The organism is Bradyrhizobium sp. 215_C5_N1_1, assembly GCF_052075935.1.
Taxonomy (GTDB): Bacteria; Pseudomonadota; Alphaproteobacteria; order Rhizobiales; family Xanthobacteraceae; genus Bradyrhizobium; species Bradyrhizobium barranii.
The window spans coordinates 660,846-682,475 of sequence record NZ_CP197228.1; the positions used below are offsets into that span (position 1 = coordinate 660,846).

Annotated in this window: 20 protein-coding genes; 15 read left to right on the plus strand and 5 right to left on the minus strand. The window is 61.6% G+C overall.

Translation table 11 applies throughout. The annotated features are described in order from the left end of the window. Window positions 1-81: 81 nt before the first annotated feature. Complete coding sequence (locus AB7G19_RS03075) at window positions 82-1,044, minus strand: helix-turn-helix domain-containing protein (protein WP_187387879.1); 963 nt, start codon at window positions 1,042-1,044, stop codon at window positions 82-84. Window positions 1,045-1,344: 300 nt separating this feature from the next. On the opposite strand from AB7G19_RS03075, the gene AB7G19_RS03080 reads away from it, so the two are divergent. The 10 genes from AB7G19_RS03080 to AB7G19_RS03125 all read left to right on the plus strand — a co-directional run bounded on the left by AB7G19_RS03080 (window position 1,345) and on the right by AB7G19_RS03125 (window position 11,660). Then, window positions 1,345-1,878: a PaaI family thioesterase gene (locus tag AB7G19_RS03080; RefSeq protein WP_187387880.1), complete on the plus strand. Its 534-nt coding sequence runs from the start codon at window positions 1,345-1,347 to the stop codon at window positions 1,876-1,878. A 157-nt stretch (window positions 1,879-2,035) separates the two neighbouring features. Further along, complete coding sequence (locus AB7G19_RS03085; protein ID WP_063980533.1) at window positions 2,036-2,896, plus strand: SDR family oxidoreductase; 861 nt, start codon at window positions 2,036-2,038, stop codon at window positions 2,894-2,896. A 96-nt stretch (window positions 2,897-2,992) separates the two neighbouring features. Continuing rightward, window positions 2,993-3,415: a tautomerase family protein gene (locus AB7G19_RS03090; protein WP_063980534.1), complete on the plus strand. Its 423-nt coding sequence runs from the start codon at window positions 2,993-2,995 to the stop codon at window positions 3,413-3,415. A gap of 77 nt (window positions 3,416-3,492) precedes the next feature. Continuing rightward, window positions 3,493-3,924 carry a hypothetical protein gene (locus AB7G19_RS03095; protein WP_231143783.1) on the plus strand — a complete coding sequence of 144 codons (432 nt, stop codon included), beginning with the start codon at window positions 3,493-3,495 and terminating at the stop codon, window positions 3,922-3,924. Window positions 3,925-4,095: 171 nt separating this feature from the next. Then, window positions 4,096-5,448: a glycosyltransferase gene (locus AB7G19_RS03100; protein ID WP_063986012.1), complete on the plus strand. Its 1,353-nt coding sequence runs from the start codon at window positions 4,096-4,098 to the stop codon at window positions 5,446-5,448. Between the two features lie 131 nt (window positions 5,449-5,579). After that, a complete protein-coding gene (locus tag AB7G19_RS03105; protein WP_283017950.1) occupies window positions 5,580-6,863 on the plus strand; it encodes a multidrug effflux MFS transporter in 1,284 nt (427 codons plus the stop codon). A gap of 23 nt (window positions 6,864-6,886) precedes the next feature. Beyond that, window positions 6,887-8,110: a cytochrome P450 gene (locus AB7G19_RS03110; RefSeq protein WP_441267718.1), complete on the plus strand. Its 1,224-nt coding sequence runs from the start codon at window positions 6,887-6,889 to the stop codon at window positions 8,108-8,110. 138 nt (window positions 8,111-8,248) lie between these two features. Then, window positions 8,249-9,307 carry an HAD family hydrolase gene (locus tag AB7G19_RS03115; RefSeq protein WP_063980537.1) on the plus strand — a complete coding sequence of 353 codons (1,059 nt, stop codon included), beginning with the start codon at window positions 8,249-8,251 and terminating at the stop codon, window positions 9,305-9,307. Between the two features lie 360 nt (window positions 9,308-9,667). Beyond that, a complete protein-coding gene (locus AB7G19_RS03120; protein WP_084794930.1) occupies window positions 9,668-11,401 on the plus strand; it encodes a long-chain-fatty-acid--CoA ligase in 1,734 nt (577 codons plus the stop codon). Next, window positions 11,334-11,660, plus strand: coding sequence for a hypothetical protein (locus AB7G19_RS03125; RefSeq protein ID WP_063980539.1), 327 nt, complete (start codon window positions 11,334-11,336; stop codon window positions 11,658-11,660). Before AB7G19_RS03120 ends, AB7G19_RS03125 begins: the two co-directional genes overlap by 68 nt. A 94-nt stretch (window positions 11,661-11,754) precedes the next feature. Here AB7G19_RS03125 and AB7G19_RS03130 read toward each other — a convergent pair whose 3' ends face one another. Beyond that, window positions 11,755-12,315, minus strand: coding sequence for a TetR/AcrR family transcriptional regulator (locus AB7G19_RS03130; protein ID WP_063986013.1), 561 nt, complete (start codon window positions 12,313-12,315; stop codon window positions 11,755-11,757). 100 nt (window positions 12,316-12,415) lie between these two features. Here AB7G19_RS03130 and AB7G19_RS03135 point away from each other — a divergent pair, with 100 nt between their 5' ends. The 3 genes from AB7G19_RS03135 (at window position 12,416) to AB7G19_RS03145 (ending at window position 15,640) form a co-directional block, all read left to right on the plus strand. Further along, window positions 12,416-13,825, plus strand: coding sequence for an amidase (locus AB7G19_RS03135; protein WP_283017952.1), 1,410 nt, complete (start codon window positions 12,416-12,418; stop codon window positions 13,823-13,825). A gap of 228 nt (window positions 13,826-14,053) precedes the next feature. Next, entirely contained in the window at window positions 14,054-15,019 is a 966-nt protein-coding gene (locus AB7G19_RS03140; RefSeq protein WP_187387881.1) for a LysR family transcriptional regulator, read from the plus strand. Window positions 15,020-15,205: 186 nt separating this feature from the next. Continuing rightward, entirely contained in the window at window positions 15,206-15,640 is a 435-nt protein-coding gene (locus AB7G19_RS03145) for a cupin domain-containing protein (protein ID WP_063980542.1), read from the plus strand. Window positions 15,641-15,687: 47 nt separating this feature from the next. Here the strand turns inward: AB7G19_RS03145 and AB7G19_RS03150 are convergent, their stop codons facing one another. Further along, the gene (locus AB7G19_RS03150) at window positions 15,688-16,638 is read right to left on the minus strand and encodes a LysR family transcriptional regulator (protein WP_063980543.1); all 951 of its coding nucleotides are present in this window, start codon (window positions 16,636-16,638) and stop codon (window positions 15,688-15,690) included. Window positions 16,639-16,736: 98 nt separating this feature from the next. On the opposite strand from AB7G19_RS03150, the gene AB7G19_RS03155 reads away from it, so the two are divergent. Next, window positions 16,737-17,918 carry an MFS transporter gene (locus AB7G19_RS03155; protein WP_063986014.1) on the plus strand — a complete coding sequence of 394 codons (1,182 nt, stop codon included), beginning with the start codon at window positions 16,737-16,739 and terminating at the stop codon, window positions 17,916-17,918. A gap of 10 nt (window positions 17,919-17,928) precedes the next feature. Further along, a complete protein-coding gene (locus AB7G19_RS03160) occupies window positions 17,929-18,963 on the plus strand; it encodes an aldo/keto reductase (RefSeq protein ID WP_231143784.1) in 1,035 nt (344 codons plus the stop codon). 7 nt (window positions 18,964-18,970) lie between these two features. Here AB7G19_RS03160 and AB7G19_RS03165 read toward each other — a convergent pair whose 3' ends face one another. After that, the gene (locus AB7G19_RS03165) at window positions 18,971-20,581 is read right to left on the minus strand and encodes an amidohydrolase family protein (RefSeq protein ID WP_063980545.1); all 1,611 of its coding nucleotides are present in this window, start codon (window positions 20,579-20,581) and stop codon (window positions 18,971-18,973) included. Then, window positions 20,578-21,396 carry a uracil-DNA glycosylase gene (locus AB7G19_RS03170; protein WP_441267719.1) on the minus strand — a complete coding sequence of 273 codons (819 nt, stop codon included), beginning with the start codon at window positions 21,394-21,396 and terminating at the stop codon, window positions 20,578-20,580. Before AB7G19_RS03170 ends, AB7G19_RS03165 begins: the two co-directional genes overlap by 4 nt. Between the last annotated feature and the right edge of the window lie 234 nt (window positions 21,397-21,630).

Sequence of the window (21,630 nt, forward strand, 5' to 3'; positions counted from 1 at the left end):
GACAGGGGTTGGAAAGCGAGATCCTTTCTGAATTCGGTCGAGAGCCGAGCTTAACTGCGCTTGCCTCTGTTTCTGCAGCCTTCACACCCGTGCGCTGTCGTTACCGGTGGCGCCTGCTCCGACGGCGCCCGGCGCGGTGCCGAAACGCCGGCGGAAGCCGCGCGCAAAATGCGTGTAGTCGCGAAAGCCGCAGGCGTAGGCAATATCGCTGAGAGGCTGACCTGTCTTCATCAACGCGCGTCGTTCGATCAGACGCGCCGCATGATCCAGACGGGCCGAACATATGTGGTGACCGCATGTCGACCCACGGGCCGTGAACAGCTTCTGCAAATAGCGCAGTGAAATTCCCGCCTCGGCAGCCACCTCCCGCGGAGAGATGTCCGGATCGGCAAAGCGGTCCTTTATGATGCCGCAGACGCGCATGAACAGCTTGTCGTTGTGACGCGAGCCAAGCGGGGCGGGAGGTGCAAACAGTGCGCCGAGGAGATCGTAGACCACCAGATGCATAAATTGATCAGTCGACGCGAACGCCGGTTCTGCATCGCTGATCGGGTCAAGAGCGAGTTGACAGAGCAGACGTGACGCTTGCGCCTGCCGAGGACCGCACACGCCACCCTGCGGTTCGAAGCCGAGATGCGACGCCAGCTTCTGGCGCGGCACTTGCACACCAAGCCATTGCGCGCTGTCTTCGGCCCGCGAGATGAATGTCACGGGTTTTGTGGAATCGAGCAGGATGACATCGCCAGCAGTGATATTTACGACTCGGTCGTTGTGAATGATGATCGATTCGCCGGTATCCTGAACTGTGACGAAATAGTACTCCATGTTATCACGGCGAATGTCCTGTTCCGTCCGCTCAAGGCGGGTAGCGCTGCAGGTGAGATCCACTGCAGCGAATCCGAAGACGCGCCGCGTGCGCACCTTGCTGGCGAAGATGTTGGTTTCGCGAGCAGGAGTAAACCATCCCCAATCCTCGCGCATTGCAGATCGGAAACCGTCATAGTCCAATTCTGGAGCGCTGAGAAAATCGTCGTTCGGGCGCATCATCACCTCCACGGGTCTTGGTAAAACGAGCCTTGGCAAGCCTAATCGCACGGTTTGTAATGGCCTGCGCCGGAAACCACGGGCAGACGTCGATCAAGCTAGCGTGGCCCGGGACGAGTCCCACTCAACTCTGCGTCACGCCAAATCACGCCCCCGAGATCGTGTCAGCATCGCCGCGAGGCGCGCCAGGCGGTGCGCGCCAGTACGGACGATTGGGCGCGATCGTCTCACGACACCTGAGGTCCAGCCGCCTAGATTCCGATCCTGGTAGTCACGCTTTGACGAGAATCGGAGGCAACAATGATTGCAGAAGTTCAGAATACAATGACGCTAACGGGGAACCGGGCTCTTGTGACCGAGCAGGCAACGCAAAACGAGTCCGATCCTGCCTTGGGAGTTGGGCGGCTTGGAATTCCGGTTCCGCTTCATTGTTTGCCCGTGACGGATGCCACCGTTCTTGAGTTGTACGAATATGTTTTCGCGCCTTGGGTGAAAATGCTCGGCCTTCGTGAGTTCAAGGTCTGCCCGGGCATCGTGTCCGCGATGCTTCCACAAAATGATGCGCTCAAATTGTCAAGCTGTGCGGTGTGTGGCCAGGCAATTATGGCGGCCATTGACTCGGTTGCATCACTGTCCGCGGGCACGACGGGGCGCATCACTAAAGGCACCGTGTATCAGCACACTCACTTCCTGCGTCCAGCCGTCAACGATGACTATCATGTACGAGCGGAAGCATTGCGCTTTGGCAAAGCGTCGGCCTTCACGGAAACCCGCGTTTCGTTTGCGTCTACGGGAACGTTGGTTGCACACGCCAGCCTGGAATTCGCCTTCTGACTCGCATCCAAGGCTTCATCACCCCAACCCGCCGCTCCTGACGTCTGTTGAAGCTCGTTCTCGGACATCCCGGTCGCGGTACTCCGCCAGTTCCTGACCAGCCATACCGGCTGATCATCTCGCATTGACCCGCAACCCTCACCACCGGAGGCAAACCATGACCAGGACTATTCTCATCACCGGCACATCGAGCGGCTTCGGCCGCGAAACCGCGGAAAGGCTGGCGCGCGACGGCTATCGCGTGTTCGCCGCGATGCGCGACATCGCCAGCCGCAATCGCAGGCACGCCGACGCGCTACGAAGCCAGAAAATAGGCGTCGTGGAACTCGACGTTACCGATGACGGCTCGGTCGATCGCGCCATTGCTTCTATCCTCGCCGAGGCCGGCAAGATCAACGTGCTGGTCAACAACGCCGGCATTGCGTCGGTCGGCGTGACCGAAGCCTTCACGGCGGATCAGGCGAAGGCGATCTTCGACACCAACGTCATCGGGCTCCTCCGCGTTACACGGGCAGTGCTGCCTTCGATGCGTCGGGAGCGCGACGGCCTCATTATCAACATGGGCTCGGTCCTCGGCCGCGTGACGTTCCCCTTCGTCGGCATCTACGGCGCGAGCAAGATGGCGATCGAAGCTTTGACCGACAGCATTCGGCTGGAGGTCTCCCAACTCGGCGTAGACGTGGTGGAAGTTCAACCTGGCGCTTACCCGACAAGCCTGTACTCGAGCATCCAGAGGCCTGCCGACGGCGACATCACGAAGTCCTACGGCGAGGTCGGCCAGATTCCCGACGCCATCTACAAGACCTTCACGTCAATGCTGCAGGGAAAGAACGCTCCGAAGCCTCACGACATTGCCGAGGCCGTCGCCAAGCTCGTCGGCCAGGCGAAGGGCAGTCGCGCCGCTCGGACGGTGGTGGGCACGTCGTTCGGTGCTGACAAGATCAATGCCGACATCGCGCCCGTCCAGAAGGCCGTCGTCGACGGTCTGGGCCTCGGGCATCTCGAAGAACTCGCGTGATGGAGCGTTCCGGGTCGGCGCCTGCCGTCGACCCGTCCTCACGCGGCAGCATGCTGGCGGGCGCGCCCTGCCAGGAGCTTAACAAGGAGAACTCAAATGCCTCTGTGGCATATTTACTGCCCGGAAAATGCGTACTCAGCCGAGGACAAGCGCGCGCTTGCGACGCGTATCACGGACCTCTACGCGGATGTCGGCCTGCCCCGGTTCTATGCAAGCATTGTCTTTCACGAATTGCCAAAGAACTCGTTCTTTGTCGGCGGAAAGGCAACGAACGATTTTGTCCGGATTTGGATTGATCAGATTGCTCGCGCAACTGCTCCCGAGCGGCGAGCGTGGTGGCTGGAGCGCGTCAACACTACGCTCAATCCCTTCGCACGCGAGCGGGGTTATCGCTGGGAGGTCCACATTGACGAAACGCCAATCGATTTCTGGACCATCCAAGGAATGAAGCCGCCTAACCCCGATTCTGAGGCTGAAAAGCACTGGGTCAAAGAGGACCGCCCGTCAGCATATAGCTGAGTGTGGGCGCAGCCTTCAGCGAGCCGATCGCAGCAATGGGTATCAATCCGCCAAGCTTCGGCGGCGCGAACGCCTAAATGCCGAAAGGCGCGGGCGGACGCAATACGCCCGGCCGGCTCGTCGCAGTGTTCTTCAGCCTCGACGTTTTACAGGTTTTATGTCGCAACCCAAAGGAGATCGCTATGTCGATCCGTAGCATGTTTGTAGCCGCAGCATTCGCCTTGGCCTCTCTGGAGGCCGCCCACGCCGATGGCCTGCGTCCGATTGATGGTATGAGCATCGACCTCGGCGAAGTGTCCGGTGTCGCCTACTACACCGTCGGGCGCGACGGATTCCATGTTGTCACGACCCTCGCACAAGGCATGGCGGGAACGCCGATCCGTATTGTGTCTGTTCTTGCACCGGGTCAGCGTGTGGCGTTCTCAACACCGTACCAGGCAGATGCGCTCGAAATCAGCCGGAACGGCGACAGCGTGCTCGTCCGCAAGGTGAAATCGGTCTCGAACTAAATTTCGAGCGAATTGGCGCCTTCTCACGATGATTCCAATGCGGAAAGGGGACGGGCGAACGCAATGCCGCCCGGCCGGCCCGCCGCAGTGCTCTTCAGCCTCGACGCCTTACAGGTTTTGCGTCGCAATCCAAAGGAGATCGCTATGTCGACAATCGGACGAGACGATCATATGAAGATTCTCGTCGTTTCGACCCCCATGACCGGCCATCTCAATCCGCTGCTTGCGATCGGCCACATCTTGATCGCGGAGGGCCACGAACTTGCCTTTTTGACCGGGAGCCCCCTGCGTAGCCGTGTCGCGCGGTTCAAAGCAAATTTCTGTCCGCTCCCCAAAGAGGCGGATATTAATGCAAACGAAATTGTCATGTCCGACGAAGTAAAGGCCGCGCCACTCGGGCCACAATGGCGGCGCTTAGTAATCGAACGCCTCTTCGTCGATCCCATTCCCGGTCAGCACAGCGGCATGCTCAAGGTCCTGCGGGAATTCCCCGCCGACGTCATCATCGGCGACGACATGTTTTTTGGCGTCCTGCCGATGCTGCTCGGACCGCGCTCGAAACGCCCGCCCATCGTTCTTTGCGGCACATCCATCTTGCACTGGCAACGCGACGACAAAGCGCCAGTTTTTGCGGGTCTGCCGCCCGCAGCCACCCGAGCGCAACTCGACGAATATGCCGCCTTCGCGCGAGAACAGGACAAGATCGTCGACGGGCCTCTCGGCCTTTGCGTCAATCGGTACCTGAGGGAGCTGGGCGTTGGACCGGTGACCAAGCCTCTCTTTGAATCCGTCGTAGAGCTTGCAGATGCCTATATGCAGCTGACGGTGCCGCGTTTTGAGTTTCCACGCGATATCCCTTCCTCGGTGACTTTTGTTGGCACCCCTCCGATTATACCCAACCAGGTCCCGCTTCCGTCGTGGGCGCACGAACTGGACGGCTCGCGCAAGGTTGTGCTGGTGACGCAGGGTACGTTGGCAAACCACGATTTCGACCTGTTGATCGCGCCGGCGCTCGCGGGACTCGCGAACGAACCTGACTTGCTTGTGGTCGTCACAGCAGGCGGTCGCGCGGTCGGCGACATTCCCGGCCCAATTCCCGGCAATGCGCGTCTCTCCAGCTATCTGCCGTTCGAGTGGCTTCTGCCCAAGGTCGACGTGCTCGTCACCAACGGTGGATATGGGAGTGTCAACCAGGCGATGAGCTTTGGAATTCCGCTTGTGACCGCAGGGTTGACGGAAGACAAGGCGGACGTGAACGCGCGTGTGGCATGGTCCGGGGTCGGAATCAATCTTGCGACCAACAATCCGACACCGCAAGCGTTGCGCGAGGCCGTGCGGAGCGTGCTCGACAAGCCGGACTATCGTTCGGGTGCCTCAGCTATGGCCGACGAGTTCAAGACGATCGACACTCGCTCCGAAATCCTGCGGATCATCAACCAAGTCGCGCAAGGGTCGAATGAGATAAGCGACCCGGGCGGCACCACGGTCGCTAAGCAAGGTCGACGTGTCGCCGCCAATCGGTGACTTGCTTCCGCTCCCGGGAAGGATGGAAGGTTGATTCTTCCGTCCTTCGTCTGGGAGGCGATCGATATCTCCGCGGACACGCGCCGCATCTGACGACGCGCGGGATCAGCAACGTATCGGATATTCAACCCATGCGTATTCAACCCGCATCGTTTGCCTTCACGCTGTTGCTGGGCCTTCTTGCCTCAGTTCCGTATTCGGGCATTGACATGAGCTTACCGGCACTGGCGGCCACTGGCGCCGCTCTCGGCGCGCCGCCCGCGGATGTCGGCTTTACGATGAGTGTTTTCATGCTCAGTCTGGCGACGGCGCCGCTTGTCTATGGGCCGGTATCCGATCGGTACGGTCGCAGGCCCGTCGTGGTATTCGGCGTCACGCTCTTTGTCGTCGGCAGTCTCGCTTGCGCGCTCGCCCAATCATTGCCGGTGCTGCTGGTGTGCCGCTTCGGCCAAGGCTGCGGCGCGGCCAGCACAACGTTGACGTTTGCAATCATCCGCGACCTGTTCGAGGGGGATAATGCGCGTGCGAAGATGGCCAACGTTGTCATTGCCATAAATGTAGTCACATTGATCGCGCCGACCGCTGGCGCGGCTCTACTGGCGCTGGGCAGCTGGCGCCTGATTTACACGATTCAGTTCGTAATGGGTCTGGTTTTGTTGATCGCATTGGTCACCGGCTTTGCCGAAAGTGCAAAGATCGATCAGACCAATCGCCTTGCACCATCAATCATTGGCCGCAGCTATCTTCAAGTCCTGAGGCATCCGATCTCGTTCGCATACATTCTGGTCGGTGCAGCCGCCGGCGGGACCGTTATGGCTTATGTCACCGGGTCCTCCCTGTTCTTCATCAACAGCATGGGGCTACGGCCTAATCGGTATGGCCTGATTTTCAGTGCGTGCTCCGGATCGGTCATGGCCGGGGCTTTCCTCGATCGCCGGCTCGTCGCTTGGAACGTCTCACCAGCTTATGTGCTGATGAGGGGTTTGACAGTCTCGGCGGTGGCTTCAGGGCTATTGCTTGCCACGACACTGGTCGGCTGGGTACCGCTACTCCTTGTTGTTTCACTTCTGGTCGCTGTTGGTCTTGCCTTCGGATTGACCATACCGAACGCCATCCGCGCGACGATGCATCCGTTGCCGCAGATCGCCGGCGCGGTAGGCGCTGTGTCCGGAAGCATTCAGATGATGGCAGGCGCCGTCTCAAGCGGGCTCGTTGCGTGTCTTTATGACGGACGATCAGCGCTATCGATGGCCGCGGTCATGACGCCGTGTTCGCTTCTGGCGCTGGCCTCTGTCCCGCCGAGCGTCGCGTTTTCGCAAGTTAGCGTCATGCCCGCGCTGGATGGCCTCGATCACCTTCGGCGACGATGCTGCCATGCGCGGAGGCTTCGCTCGTTCCAAGCCGATCGGAACTAAACCCTAGCGAAAGGACGAGATCCATGAGTAACGACGAGACTGCGGTGCCAACGGGAATTTCCCTGACCCACTTGGATCCCGTCTTTCGGGAGCGGCCAGACGAATATCTCGATATGCTGAGGTCGCGCGAGCCGGTGCACCAGGACCGGATGTTCGATCGGGTGGTGCTGACCCGTGCGGTCGATGTCGATGCCGTCATGAATAATCGCGAACTGGCCTCCGATCCATGGAAATCCCGCCCGGGTTCGTTCTCTCGGGTGCAACTGAAGGTGGATGAGACATTTCAGCCGCTCATACTGCATATGGATGACCCGGACCATAAGCGCCTGCGCTCCCTGGTCGTCAAGGCGTTCAACCAGGTCGCGGTCGATGCGATGCGCCCGCGTATCACTGAGGTCGCATGCGGCTTGCTGGACGACATCGACGATCCATCCTGCTTCGATATTATGGAGGCTTATGCCCGACCGTTGCCGACGATCGCCATCGCGCTGATGTTGGGCGTCGATACCGCCCGCTGCGACGACTTCAAGCAGTGGTCTGACGGCAAACTACAAATGTTCAACCCGCAACGCACGCCGGAGCAGGAGGCCATCCTGGCATCCTGCAATGCTGCTCTCACCAGCTACTTCGCTGAGGTAATCCAAAAGCGTCGTAAGGAACGACGGGCCGATCTGATAAGCAGCCTGATCGACGCCGAAGAGGACGGCGAGCAGCTCGACGAAGCGGAGATCACAAACGTTTGCCATAGTTTGCTCTTTGCGGGCAACGTGACGACGACTGATCTTATCGGTAACGCCGTACTAGCCCTGCTACAGCATCCCGGTGAACTCAGCAAACTGCTCGCTAATCCGAGCCTGGTTCGTAGCGCCGTCGAGGAAGTGTTGCGCTATGACGCGCCAGTCGTGCAAGGCACTCGGATCGCAACCGAAGCGATGCAGATCGACGGGTGCCCGGTCGCGGCGGGGCAGACGATCAATGCCGTGCTCTACGCAGCGAACCACGACTCAGAGGCGCATCCCGACCCAAAGCGGTTTGACATCGAACGGCCGGATAAGCGTCACATCTCATTTGGCGGCGGCGCTCATTTCTGTCTTGGCGCGCCATTGGCCCGGGCCGAGGCACAGATCGCTCTTTCGGTGCTTTTCGAGCGGTTCCCGAAGCTCCGCCTGAGTGCCGAGCACCCCTTGGAGCGCCGGACGATGCTCAACTTCAATGGATTAGAGGCGCTTTGGGTGCGCGCGGACTAGCACTGCGTTCCAGTCACCATGAGCCTTTGTCCCCCACGGCCGACCTGATGGCGCTTGCAAGCCCCATCAGCAGTGCGGACCGTCGCATTTCACCGAACATGCTCACACCCGATGTATTTGAACTAGGAATAGCCGACCATGAAAGAAACTATTCTGCGCTCCGGCATCGACCGTCGCACCCTGCTCACGACGTTGGCGCTGCTTCCAGCCCTATCCGCGCCGCCCTTATCCGTCTCCGCGTTGGCCCAGACCGCTTCGAGCGGCCCATTGCCATCGTGGAATAACGGATCCGCCAAACAAGCGATCCTCGACTTCGTCCGAGACACGACAGACCGGGCAAGTCCGAAGTTCGTGCCTCCCGAGGAACGCATTGCCACTTTTGATCAGGATGGCACGCTTTGGGTGGAGCAGCCGATTTATAGCCAAATGGTGTATTGCCTCGACCGGGTCCCGGTGTTGGTCGCGCAAGAGCCGGCGCTAAAGGACGTTGAGCCATTCAAGACGGTGCTCTCGGGAAACCGGGAAGCGATAGCCGGGCTTTCGATGCGAGACCTCGAAAAGATCGTCCTTGCCACGCTCGCCGGCATAACAACTGACGAGTTCGAGGCCGAAGGAAAGAAATGGCTTTCCTCCGCGAAGGACCCACGCTGGAAGCGGCCCTATACCGAACTCGTCTACCAACCGATGCTGGAGGTGATGACCTACCTGCGGGCGAATGGCTTTAAGACCTACATTGTCACAGGCTTCGGTCAGGATTTTGTGCGCCTGTATTCACAGCAGGTCTACGGCATCCCACCGGAGCAGGTGGTCGGGTCGGCGCTTGCCGTCAAATATGATTATGACAAGGACGGCAAGCCGGTCCTCATTAGTGAACCCAGGCTCATGCTGTATGACAGCGCTGCCGGGAAACCGGAGGGCATTCACTTGATGATTGGTCGGCGTCCGAACGCTTCATTTGGCAACTCGACTGGAGACCAGCAGATGCTGGAATATACGGGTGCCGGGGAGGGCGCGCGACTATCGATGCTTGTACTGCACGACGATGGAATACGTGAGTACGCTTATGGTCCGGCGCAGGGGCTACCCTATACCAAGATCGGTTCCTTCACCCCCGCGCTCTACGCTGAGGCCAGGAAGAAAAACTGGACCATCATCAGCATGAAGAACGACTGGAAGAATATCTTTTCGTTCCAATAGCTGATGGCTGAGTTGGTGGCGCGACGTGGCAGTGAGCGGTGCGTGCCAGTACCGGTGAAAGGGCGCCGGCGGCTCACGACATCCAGCTTCCAGAGTCTTAGCTTCATTCACAGCATCGAATCTAAATCGTGTTTGGAAGACAAATGCCCCTGTCAGTCATATGGCTCGTCACGTCCTTTGCGATCAGGCTGCTAGTCGTTCACTTCAAGCTCGCCATCCTTCTCAGGTCTCGCGCGAAGGCGCGTGTTCGGGGACCGGGCACCCAAGGGCGCAATGGATACCCGTGCGGACCATCTCCTGCCCGCACGAACAGTCGCTTGCGGCTGAAGTGAAGGCGTTGAAACCGAGGGAACATTCGCCATGCTTGGCTTAATGATGCAAACTCCGTTGCTCCTGTCGTCCATTCTCATGCACGCGGCGCGCTCCTTTCCCGATGTTGAGATCGTCTCCCGAACTCCCGACAAGCCCGATCACATCACGAGCTACAGCGGCCTTCTCGAGCGCAGCTCTCGGCTCGCAAATGCATTGGACTCGATCGGCATTAAGCCAGGCGATCGCGTGGCGACCTTAGCCTGGAATAGCTATCGGCATCTGGAGCTATACTTCGGCATTTCCGGAATGGGAGCCGTTTGCCACACGATCAATCCAAGGCTGTTCGTGGACCAGATCATATACATCATCAACCACGCCGAAGATGCGGTTGTATTCTTCGATCTGGCTTTTATCGATCTCGTACACTCTTTAATGCCGCAATGTCCGACTGTTGAAGCGTGGATATATCTGGGCGAGGCGGGCGACGCAAAGATCGTGGGAGCCAAAGGCTTCCCATCCTATGAAGGATTTCTCTCCGGGTGCTCGGAAGCTTATGCATGGCCCGAGTTCGACGAGAACACGGCATGCGGACTTTGCTATACGTCGGGAACGACAGGAAACCCAAAGGGTGTGCTGTATAGCCATCGCAGCGCGGTGCTGCATTCCTGCGCCGCAGCGCTCCCAGACGCTTGTCGCATTTCTCTGGATGACACGGTCGCGCTTGTCTCGCCGATGTTCCACGCAATGTCTTGGGGAATGCCGTATTGTGCAACGGCGACGGGTTCGAAGCTGGTGATGGCCGGCCAAAACGTCGACGGTGAGAGCCTGCACAGGTTGTTCGAGGACCACGGGGTGACTTTCGCCGGCGGCGTGCCGACGGTCTGGCTGGGCTATGTTCGATACCTGCAAAGCGCCGGCGTGAAGCCGACGACGCTCAATCGCGCGCTGATCGGTGGCACGGCATGTCCGGCCTCCCTGATGGAAACGCTGCAGGACGAATACGGAGTAGAAGTTCTGCATGGCTGGGGCATGACGGAAACCAGCCCGCTCGCGACGATCTCGAAGCCACTGCGCAAGCACATGACCTCGTCGAGAGCTGAACGGCGGTCTCGCCAGGTCAAACAAGGACGTGCGCTTTTCGGGGTCGAAATCGGCATTCGCGATGGCAACAACAGAAAACTCCCCCACGATGGCAAGGCAGTTGGCGACCTCGTGGTTCGGGGGCCCTGGATTGCCCGCGCTTATTACAAGATGCCGGAAAGCGAGCGTGCCGATGGCTGGTTTTTCACGGGTGATGTCGTCACGATCGACAGCGACGGTTATATGCAGGTTACGGATCGCTCGAAGGACGTCATCAAGTCCGGAGGCGAATGGATATCGTCTATCGAGCTCGAAAACCTGGCGATGGCCCACCCCGAAATCGTCGAAGCGGCGGTGATTGGTATTGCGCATCCAAAATGGGACGAACGCCCGCTCGTGCTTGCGGTCCGGCGCCAGGGGGCGAGGCTCGAGGCGCAAGATCTCCTGACCTTTTACGAGGGCAAGATCGCGAAGTGGTGGATGCCGGACGATGTTCTGTTCGTCGACGAGCTTCCGCACGGGGCGACCGGAAAAGTCCTGAAGACCAAATTGCGCGAGCTTTACGGAAACCGCGATTCCGCCGCGATCAGCCAGACGGGCAACCCGCCCGCCGCCGAAGCCAACGGAGGTTCCTATGTCAGTCCGCAGCTCGCTTCTCGCAGCCGCCGTCACCTTCGCCTCACTCGGGGCCGCACACGCTAACGGCCTGCGGCCGATCGAGGGCCTGAGCATCAATCTCGGCGATGTATCCGGCGTCGCCTACTACACGGTCGAGCCCGATGGATTCCGCGTCGTCACGACTCTTGCACAGGGTGCAGCGGGAACGCCGATCCGCTTTGTGACAGTACTGGCGCCCGGTCAGCGCGTCGTTGTCTCAACGCCATACCAGGCACCCGCGCTCGAAATCAGCCGAAAGGGTGATGAACTGCTCGTCCGCAAGGCGAGCACGTTCTCCAATTGACCGTCAATTGGCACGCAAGCGTCGGCGTCAAGGAGCCAAAGATGTCCAGATACATCTCCGCCAGCCATTTGGACGGCGCAGGCAGGATCGGCTCTCAAGTCGGGATCAAGCCTGATCCGCGATAGCTTTCGATCAGCGCATCGAACAATTTCAGGTCGGCGCGGCTCCGTGCCATCAGCTGCGCGCCGGCAACGGCCGCGTAGATCGCGCGCGCCCTTGCTTCACGCTTGCTGGCGGGAACTGAAGCCGCAGCGAGCATCCTGGTCAGCCAGGCCACGTTGACATCGGCGAAGGCTTGCACCTCGGTTTTGACGGCGTCCGGCAGATCATCATATTCGGCCGCCATGAAGCTGCAGAGGCACATGCGATTGTCCTGCTCGAGCGATCGACGAAAAAGTCCCGGATAGGCGCGGAGCGCCTTTCTTGGATCTCCGTTCGCTTTTGAAAGAGCTTCGAGGTTCGCCGCCGTATCCTCCCAGTAGCGTCTCGCCACCGCCGCACCCAGCTCGGCCTTGCCGGGGAAGTGATGATAGATGCTCGCAGCCTTGATGCCGACTTCAGCCCCGATGTCGCGGAAGTTCAACCCGCCATACCCGTGGGCCTGCGCTGTCCTGCGCGCTGCAGCCAGGATCGCTTCCTTCGCATTTTCGCTCATCGTGATCACCTCAACGTGTCCCTACCAAATGGCAGGTAGGGATTGAAGTCCATAAATGCGAGGGACATGTCCAGCCTACCAAATGGCAGGTAGGACAGATATGATGGATAACATCGTTAGAATGGACGCCACCCGCATCGCCCAGCTGATCGCTCAACGGGAGCTTTCGCCCGTCGAGGTCATGCAGGCGCATCTCGACCGCATCGCGGCGGTCAATCCCAAGCTGAATGCGATCGTGACGCTGGCCGACGGCGCGATGGAAGGCGCCAGGACGGCCGAAGCGGCGGTGATATCGGGCGCCCAGCTCGGCCCTCTCCATGGCGTTCCGTTCACGGCCAAGGATGGAATCGACACGGCGGGCGTGCTGACACAGCGCGGTTCGCCGATTTTCAGAGGGCGCGTGCCTGATACTGATGCCACCGTCGTGGCCAGGCTGAAGGCCGCCGGCGCCATCCTCATCGCAAAAACGAATCCCCCGGAATTTTCCTACTCAATCGAAACCGACAATCTCCTGACCGGCCAGACGAACAACCCCTGGAACCTCGATTACACTCCGGGCGGATCGAGCGGCGGTGAATCCGCTGCCATCGCAGCGGGCATGTCGCCACTCGGTGTGGGCAGCGATCTCTCAATCTCGTTGCGCGGCCCGGCAGCGCATACCGGTGTCGTCGGATTTAAAGCGACTCACGGTCGAATGCCGATGACGGGCCACTGGCCTCGGGTACCGCGCCGTTTCTGGCACATCGGTCCGATGGCGCGTTCCGTTCGCGATGTGGCGCTCGCTTATTCCTTGATGGCAGGACCTGACGGTGCCGACGGCTTCTCGGTCAGCTCGCCCAGCCTCGATACAGGGCTAGGTACGAAATCGACCCGTGAGCTTCGCGTAGGCTGGATGGCCTCTCCGGGCTTCTTCGGACCCATCGATCCGGAAGTGGTCGCGATCGTGAAGGCAGCGGCACATGCGCTGAGCAATGCCGGCTACCACGTCGAACAGGTCCGGTTGCCGGTGGTGGAGCAGACCGATGCCAACAGCGTCCTCTGGCAGCTCCAGCAGATGGAATCCCGGCGCGAGTTCGAGAACGTCACTGCCGGCCATGAGGCCCAGATCTTCAGGCACGCCAAATTGGTCCTCGATACACCTGACACGCCGATAGCCGACTTCGTCGCCGCCGAGCAGGCCATAGAGCGCCTTCGCGACAGCTTCGCCGAATACTTCCAGCGCTACGATGCGCTGCTATGCCCGGTGACCCCGTTCCCGGCGACCAAACACGGTCTCAACGACCTCGTGGTCGATGGTGTGACGGTTTCACCCTTTCACGTCATGAGCGCCACATCACCGTTCAGCTTGACGGGAATGCCCGCTCTATCAATGCGGTTTGGAACGAGCCACGACGGCCTTCCGATCGGCGTACAAATAGTCTCCTCCTGGCTGGCGGAATCGACGGTGCTCAAGGTCGCCTCGCTCCTCGAGGAGGTGAGCCCGGTCCGCAACCTTCATCCGACCATTTGACGATGAAAGGGCGGGATTCATCCCGCCCTCTCCCCTGAGAGCATCCACCATGAACGATGAGCTGACGATATCGCGGCTTGCTCAATCAATCGACGGTCACGTTCAATTGCATCGCAAGTCCTGGTGCGCTCCGGTCATTGTTGCCGTCCATAGGTTCGCTATCGGTTGCCGCTCCCTTCCCTCATGAAGTTCCCGCGCGCGCCGGACCATCACCGGAAACAGGACGTCATGAAGGCACACAGCAGCGTTCTCGAAGAGGCCGAGAAGGATGATCGGAATGAACATTCAAGTCTCGCTCACACCGACGCGCAGCCGATCGACCTGAATTCCCTGCAGACATTCGTCGCTGTCGTGCGCGCCGGCGGATTTGCGGCGGCAGCCCGCGAAACCAACACGCCGAGGTCGTCCGTCAGCTTGCGCATCCGCAGCCTGGAGGCGGCGCTCGGTGCGCGGCTCTTCAAGAGGTCCACGCGCGCTTTTGCCCTCACGGCCGCAGGACGAGAACTCTACCAGCGTTCGGCTGGCGCGCTTGCCCTGCTTGTCAACGCGCTCCGGGGGGTAAGCGGTGCTGACGACCCGTATGCCGGCGAAATCCGCATCACGCTGCCGGCCGACTTTCCGGTCAGGATCGTGGCAGCCGCGATCGGGGATTTCAGAAACGATCACCCCAATGTGCGCTTTGAGGTGTCGCTCACTAACGACGTGCTCGATCTCATCTCCCGGGATATTGATATTGCGCTCCGCATCGGAGCGGCCAATCCTCAGGAAGCCCTGATCAAGGGCGCAATCGACATGAAGTTCGGTCTTTATGCGAGCTCAGACTATGTGAGCCGTCACGGGATCCCCGTCGATATTCGCGACGCGTCGACCTTGATCGGGCCATCGAGGCCGGAATTGCTGCGCCTTCTATCCCGCTCCTTGCCGGGCGGGGCGACGTGGCCCGCCTTTCATCTCGCGGTCGACTCCTTCGCTCTTGCTCGTGAGCTTGTGCTGAATCACCAGGGGATTGGTCTGCTTCCGGAAGCCCTCTGCAGAGTGGAATACGCATCGGGGCTCGTCGTGCCGGTTTTGCCAGAGCAGTTCTCCGGGACGATCCGCCTGCATCTCACATATCCGTCGCGGGCCGATCTGAGCGCCAAGGTCGCGGATTTTACCCGTGTGTTCGAGCGACAGCTTGCAGCTGCGGGGCGGTGATTTTCGTTGTTGTCGTTGTTCATGCCGACAGTTTGAGGTGGACCGTTCGGGCAGCTGAACTGGTCTTCGGGAAACTCCGATGCCAATTGGCCAGAACTACAGCCGCTGTGGCTTGCGGAAGGGGACTAATCCGCAGCCCTCCCGCATGCAATCTATCGAGCTCCGAAGTCAATGGAGCCTTGGCCAATGCAGAGCGTCATCACGACGAAGTTCGAAACGACCGAATTTGCCGGTCTCACGACGAAAATTATCAATCCGCAGGAAAGCCTGTTCACGGTGCTGGACATGACCATCAAGCCGGGCTTCGGCGCACCCGCCCACATCTCCGAGGAGGAGGACAAGCTGTTCGTCCTCCTGGAGGGCCAGGTGAAATACCTCGTGGGAGACCAGACCGAGGTCGCTGGACCCGGTTCGCGGATTCTCGTGCCGAGAGGAGTTGTTCACGGCTTCACCAATGAGGGGCCGGCCGACGCGAGACACATCCTCGTCTCCACGCCGCGTCGTCACGAGGAATTCTTCCGCGATCTGCACAGGATCCCCGAGCCGCGCGAGCAGCACATGGACATGCTGCCGAAGATCGCAGCGCGCAACGGCCAACGGATAGTTGGTCCGCTCCCATGACACGATGGGCAGCACCGAACGCACCTATCGCCGCGATTTCGACGTCCCTAGGCCACCCTCCACCTCCCGTCCCCCGCGCGCTTCAGCGCGGGGTCGCTCACCCGCACATGCTCGGCGAGAAAATCGATGAACGCGCGCACGCGCGCGGGCAGGGGCGCGGTGTGGCCGACATAGACGGCGTGGATGTCTTCGCGGTCGCCGGGATTGTAGTTCTGCAAGACCGGAACGAGACGGCCCGATTCGATGTCGGGGCCGATGTGGAAGAGGGCGAGGCGGGCGAGGCCGACGCCGCCGAGGGCGAGGCGGCGGGCGATTTCGCCGTCACTGGCGCGGGCGGCCGGTGGCGGCATGGCTTCCTCGGTGTGGTCGCCGCGCCGGAATGGCCAGCCGCCGCGGATGCGCGGAAAGGTCCAGCCGATGCCGCGATGCTGGGTGAGATCCGCCGGCGTCTTCGGCGTGCCGAAGCGCGCCAGATAGTTCGGGGTGCCGACGACGACCATGCGGCTGGTGCCGAGCTTTCGCGCGACCAGGCGTGACGCTTTCAGGGGCCCGACGCGGATGGCAATATCGGCCCGTTCCTGCATCAGGTCGATCAGCGTGTCGGTCAGCACGAGGTCGAGTGTGATCTCGGGATGCCGTTCCAGGAAGCGGGGAATCAGCGGTAGGACGTGCAGCATGCCGAAAGGGATGTTGCAGTTGACCGTGAGGTGGCCGCGCGGCGCCGCGCCTGAAGCCGCCTCGCGCTCAGCTTCCTCCATCTCTCCGAGGATGCGCACGGTGCGCTGGTAGAAGGCCTGGCCCTCCTCCGTCAGCGTCAGCTTGCGCGTGGTGCGGTTGATCAGCCGCGAGCCGAGGCGCGTCTCCAGCCGCGAGATCAGCTTGCTGACGCCCGACGGCGTCAGGCGCAGGTTTCGCGCGGCCTGGGTGAATCCGCCGAGTTCGACGACGCGGACGAAAACCTCCATCTCGGCGGAGCGGTTGGTGTCGAAACGGGCCATGTTGAATTCACGTCACAAATGATTGGATTGCGGACATCCTAATGGTTTTGCTGCGCTGCGGCTATCTGCGTGGCTCGTCCCTCGCATTGGAGCCACGCATGCCTCCCGCCGTCCTCGCCCTCACCGCCGGTGCCTTCGGCATCGGCACCACCGAGTTCATCATCATGGGCCTGTTGCTCCAGGTCGCCGCCGACATGCACGTCTCCGTGCCGGTCGCGGGGCTGCTGATCTCCGGCTATGCGCTCGGCGTCTTCGTCGGCGCGCCTGTCCTGACGCTGGCGACGCGGCGGATGCCGCGGAAAACCGTTCTTCTCGCCCTGATGGCGATCTTCACGCTCGGCAATGCCGCTTGCGCGCTGGCGCCGAACTACGAATGGCTGATGGCGGCGCGGGTGCTGACCTCGCTCGCCCACGGCACCTTCTTCGGCGTCGGGTCGGTCGTTGCGACCAGCCTCGTCGCGGAGGACAAGCGCGCGTCGGCGATTGCGACCATGTTCATCGGCCTGACGGTCGCGACGCTCCTGGGCGTGCCCTTCGGCGCCTGGTTCGGCCTGATGCTCGGCTGGCGCGCGGCATTCTGGGCGGTGACGGTGATCGGCGTGATCGCCTTCGCAGTGGTGGCCACATTCGTGCCCGGCGATGTCGGCAATGGCGACAAGCCGATCTCGCTCTCCGAGGAGGTCGCGGTGCTCGGCCGTCCGCAGGTGCTGCTCGGCCTTGCCATGACCGTGTTCGGCTTTGCCGGCCTGTTCGTCGTCTTTACCTATATCCAGCCGATCCTGACGCGCTTCACCGGTTTTTCGGAAGCCGCGGTGTCGCCGATCCTGCTGGTGTTCGGTACAGGTCTCGCAATCGGCAACGTCGCCGGCGGCAAGCTCGCCGATCGCGGCCTCGCGCGTGCCCTGATCGGCACGCTCGCTGCGCTCGCCATCGTGCTGCTTGGCCTTGCCGCCGTGCTGTCGGTCAAGATCGCAGCCATTGCGCTGATCCTGCTGCTCGGCATTGCGGCCTTTGCGACCGTCGCGCCGCTCCAGCTTCGCGTGCTGGAGGCGGCGGGGCCAAGCGGCCGCACGCTCGCCTCCAGCCTCAACATCGCCGCCTTCAATCTCGGCAACGCGCTCGGCGCCTGGGCAGGCGGCGTCACCATCGACCGCGGGCTCAGTCTCTCCGCGCTGCCGCTGGTCGCGGCCGGCATCACGGCTGTCGGTCTCGTGCTCGCGCTATGGAGCCTTCAGCTTGATCGAACGCAGTCCGCAGTCGCGGCGTGCCCGGCGGAATAGGAGAATGATCATGGAATATCGCAATCTCGGTGCCTCCGGCCTCAGGGTACCCGTCCTCAGCTTCGGCACCGGCACGTTTGGCGGCCAAGGCCCGCTATTCTCGGCCTGGGGCCGCAGCGGCGCCGACGAAGCGCGCAGGCTGGTCGACATCTGCCTCGAGGCCGGCGTCAACCTGTTCGACAGCGCCGATGTCTATTCGAACGGCGCATCCGAGGAAATCCTCGGCGCCGCGATCAGGGGACGCCGCGACAAGGTGCTGATCTCCACCAAGATGAGCCTGCCGATGGGCGATGGTCCGCTCGATGCCGGCTCTTCGCGATATCGTCTGGTCGCCTCGGTCGAAGCAGCGCTGCGGCGGCTCGGCACCGATTACCTCGATCTGCTCCAGCTCCATGCCTTCGATGCGTTCACGCCGATCGAGGAGGTGCTGTCCACGCTCGATACGCTCGTACGCGCCGGCAAGCTCCGCTATGTCGGTGTCTCCAATTTCGCCGGCTGGCAGCTGATGAAGTCGCTCTCCATCGCTGACCGGCACGGCTGGCCGCGCCATGTCGCACATCAGGTCTATTACTCGCTGCTCGGCCGCGACTACGAATGGGAGCTGATGCCGCTCGCACGCGACCAGGGCGTCGGCGCGCTGGTCTGGAGCCCGCTCGGCTGGGGCCGGCTCACCGGCAAGATCCGGTGCGGAAAGCCGCTCCCTGCGAGCAGCCGTCTGCACGCCACTGCGCAGTTCGGCCCGCCCGTGGATGATGAGCGTCTCTATGCCATCGTCGACGTGCTTGAGACGATCGCCGCGGAGACCGGCCGCACCGTGCCGCAAATCGCTATCGCCTGGCTGCTGTCGCGTCCGACCGTATCCTCGGTGATCATCGGCGCCCGCGACGAAGCGCAGTTGCGCGACAATCTCGGCGCGGTTGGCTGGTCGCTCAGCGCTGCGCAGATCGCGCGTCTCGACGAGGTCAGCGCCGTGATGCCGCCTTATCCCTACTACCCCTATCGCATCCAGGAAGGCTTTGCGCGCCTTAACCCACCGCTGGTGTGACGGAGAACTAGTAAAAGGCCGCGATCGCGGTCGCGATTCCCGCTGGAAGATTCGGCTCGTTCTTCAGCGTGTCCAGAAACGCGGGATCGCCTGATACCGTGAGGCCATCCAGCTTGATCGGGTGCAGCGGCTCGGCCGCTGCCGCGACCGCCGCCAAATCCGGACCGGTCCTGACGCCGTTATATTCCAGCCGCGGGCGGAGCTGGACGTTGTTGCCGAACTGCTCGTCGAGCGCGAGACGCCATCCGGTGCGTGACACCGCTCCGCGGGCGATCGCATCACTCATGGCGAGGCTGTGCGGTTGCAAGGTGCCGAGATTGCCGAGCGCGGCACGGAGGCGGCTCGTCGCCTCCGCCAGCGTGATCCTCTCGATCCCGGGATCCTGGTCGGGCGAGGTGAAGTCGATCACTCGCGCGCTGCTGCCGATCTTGAGCGCCTCGCCGATTCCGCCTGCCTTTTGCATGACCGTCTTCGTCCCATAACGGGCTCGTCCGCCGATGGTGACCAGGACGATGTCCTGCTCGCGCGATTTGATCAGATGAGCGTAGGGATCGCCGGTGACTCCCTTCACGACCAGAAGGTCGGCGAACTTGCCATTGGCAATCGTTCCCAGCTTCGTATCCCACTTGAGGATCGCGGCCGGATTGCGCGTCGCCATCGAGACGATGTCGTAGTCGCTGAAGCCGAGATTGAAATGCGCGGACACGACCTTGGCCGCCTTCAGCTCGCCGAGCAGGTTCTTGCTGCCGGACGGCGACCAGTCAGAACCGAGCGCAATGGTGAGGCCGGCCGTGCGCGCAGCAACGACATTGGTCGTCTTTCCGTAGAGCAGGAGATTGCTCAGGGGCGACCAGACGACCTTGGCATGGTTTTCGGCCATCGTTCCGAAGTCGGTCGCATCGAGTGCCGTGCAATGAATGCCGGCGAGTGACGGCTCGATCGCCCAATCTCCCTCGGAATTGCGCAAGGCGAGGAAGTGGCTATGCGCCTTGGTGTCGATGCCTTCGCTGAGATGCAGCAGGAAGCACGATGACGATTTCAACTCGTTGTCGAACTTCGCCCAATCCTCGGCATCGATGTCGGGAATCTTCGAGTGTGCCCGCGGCAGATCGGGCGGGCTGCCGATCTCGGCGGCGCGCAACGCGCCCTTGTAATATTTGTGGATCGTGCCGCTCCAGTTCGACAGCGTGATCCCCTGGCTCGTCGTGGTCCCTGCGACCATGCACTTGGCTTCGACATAGCGGACCAGGGCCGGCAGCAGCGAGCCGTCGTCGGCGAGCGCGATCGCGCTCATGGGGCCGGTGACCGACGTCTTGTACGATTTGGCATTCTGCCATTGGTCGCGATTGCCGTAGGGCTGCGGCACGCGCCAGAGCGGCAGGATGTTGTAGCTCAGGTGATTATGCAGCTCGATCAGGCCAGGATAGATGGTGCCGCCGGTCGCCACTGCAACGACGGCCTCGAAGCCTGCCGGGGCCGGCTGTCCCTTGGGTACGATCGCCGCGATGCGATTGTCCTCGATGAAGATCGTCCCGCTCTTGATGACGTCGCCCTCGGTGGTCATCGTTACGATCCGCCCGCTCAGGGCCCATCGTTTCGGGTTGGCAGCCGGGCTCATGGGATCACTCCGTCGGGGATGGTGATCGTGATCGTGCGCCGCTTGGTGGCCGTGTCGGCGCCCTGGCGCACGGCCCATGGCGTGTCTCCGCGCATCCAGGCCGGCAGTCCGGCGGGAAGATCCTTTGCGATGATGTCGAAGAGCTCGGTCGGCTTGAAGGCGTCGCCGTACGGCACGAGCGTCGTCGGCACGTCGGGATGCTGGAGCCCAGGCGCGAGAGCCGCGAGCGCGGCATTCCACTTGGTCAGCATGATCTTCGTGTTCGCGGCCCGCGTCGCGTTATCGTGGGCCGAGCTTTCCGGCCAGGTCGGGTGCGTGATATGCTGATAGGCGAGGGTCTTGTAGGCCTCGCCGTCGGGCGTCTTGAGCCAAGACTTCCACGCCTCGTCGGCGAGGCCGCCGAGTGAGACAACGGCTTCGATATTGCCCGGCGCGAGCACGGCCTTGAACCATTTGTTGCGATACTCGACGATGCCCGGCTCGTTCTTGTGCTTGTTGCCGCCGCTCTGCCCGTAGACGCTGTACAGGAAGGTGTTCACCATCACGTAGCTCCGCGTGATGCCGAGCTTGGCGAGAAAGCCCTGAGTGCGGCGCCCCGCGGTGCCGACCAGAATTCTGCGCACGATCGTCTCGTGCTGGGCGGGATCCTGACCGACGACGAGCACACGCGCCGATCCGTCGAGCCGGCCGCGGTGAAAGATCGGCCCCCATTCAATCCGGAAATCGTCGGGATCGTAGGTTTCAGCGCCCGGATAGTCGGCGCACAGATCGCGGAAGGGTTGCTGGTCGTATCCGCTGTCGAATTCCACGAGCATGGCAAATGCTCCGATGCGTCGCTGTCAGAATAGCTACGTCAAAAACCTAATCGCCATGGCACAATCTTGATGACACAATCTTGGCGGTGGTTTGTTCCACTATTCAACCAGTATATGGGTCAGGACAGCGGGGCCAAAGGTTCATGCGCGTCACTCGCGCCGGCCCGTGGCAGAGCGTCGCGGCGACGCGCCATGCAGAAACGCGCCTGTACACGCTCGCGTGATCTCCATAAC

Coding starts and splice junctions, on each gene's coding strand:
- AB7G19_RS03105 (WP_283017950.1), top strand. CDS start 5,580: ATGCGTATTCAACCCGCATCGTTTGCCTTCACGCTGTTGCTGGGCCTT.
- AB7G19_RS03110 (WP_441267718.1), top strand. CDS start 6,887: ATGAGTAACGACGAGACTGCGGTGCCAACGGGAATTTCCCTGACCCAC.
- AB7G19_RS03125 (WP_063980539.1), top strand. CDS start 11,334: ATGTCAGTCCGCAGCTCGCTTCTCGCAGCCGCCGTCACCTTCGCCTCA.
- AB7G19_RS03135 (WP_283017952.1), top strand. CDS start 12,416: ATGATGGATAACATCGTTAGAATGGACGCCACCCGCATCGCCCAGCTG.
- AB7G19_RS03145 (WP_063980542.1), top strand. CDS start 15,206: ATGCAGAGCGTCATCACGACGAAGTTCGAAACGACCGAATTTGCCGGT.
- AB7G19_RS03090 (WP_063980534.1), top strand. CDS start 2,993: ATGCCTCTGTGGCATATTTACTGCCCGGAAAATGCGTACTCAGCCGAG.
- AB7G19_RS03085 (WP_063980533.1), top strand. CDS start 2,036: ATGACCAGGACTATTCTCATCACCGGCACATCGAGCGGCTTCGGCCGC.
- AB7G19_RS03165 (WP_063980545.1), bottom strand. CDS start 20,581: ATGAGCCCGGCTGCCAACCCGAAACGATGGGCCCTGAGCGGGCGGATC.
- AB7G19_RS03115 (WP_063980537.1), top strand. CDS start 8,249: ATGAAAGAAACTATTCTGCGCTCCGGCATCGACCGTCGCACCCTGCTC.
- AB7G19_RS03160 (WP_231143784.1), top strand. CDS start 17,929: ATGGAATATCGCAATCTCGGTGCCTCCGGCCTCAGGGTACCCGTCCTC.
- AB7G19_RS03075 (WP_187387879.1), bottom strand. CDS start 1,044: ATGCGCCCGAACGACGATTTTCTCAGCGCTCCAGAATTGGACTATGAC.
- AB7G19_RS03080 (WP_187387880.1), top strand. CDS start 1,345: ATGATTGCAGAAGTTCAGAATACAATGACGCTAACGGGGAACCGGGCT.
- AB7G19_RS03140 (WP_187387881.1), top strand. CDS start 14,054: ATGAAGGCACACAGCAGCGTTCTCGAAGAGGCCGAGAAGGATGATCGG.
- AB7G19_RS03100 (WP_063986012.1), top strand. CDS start 4,096: ATGAAGATTCTCGTCGTTTCGACCCCCATGACCGGCCATCTCAATCCG.
- AB7G19_RS03155 (WP_063986014.1), top strand. CDS start 16,737: ATGCCTCCCGCCGTCCTCGCCCTCACCGCCGGTGCCTTCGGCATCGGC.
- AB7G19_RS03130 (WP_063986013.1), bottom strand. CDS start 12,315: ATGAGCGAAAATGCGAAGGAAGCGATCCTGGCTGCAGCGCGCAGGACA.
- AB7G19_RS03120 (WP_084794930.1), top strand. CDS start 9,668: ATGCTTGGCTTAATGATGCAAACTCCGTTGCTCCTGTCGTCCATTCTC.
- AB7G19_RS03095 (WP_231143783.1), top strand. CDS start 3,493: ATGCCGAAAGGCGCGGGCGGACGCAATACGCCCGGCCGGCTCGTCGCA.
- AB7G19_RS03150 (WP_063980543.1), bottom strand. CDS start 16,638: ATGGCCCGTTTCGACACCAACCGCTCCGCCGAGATGGAGGTTTTCGTC.
- AB7G19_RS03170 (WP_441267719.1), bottom strand. CDS start 21,396: ATGCTCGTGGAATTCGACAGCGGATACGACCAGCAACCCTTCCGCGAT.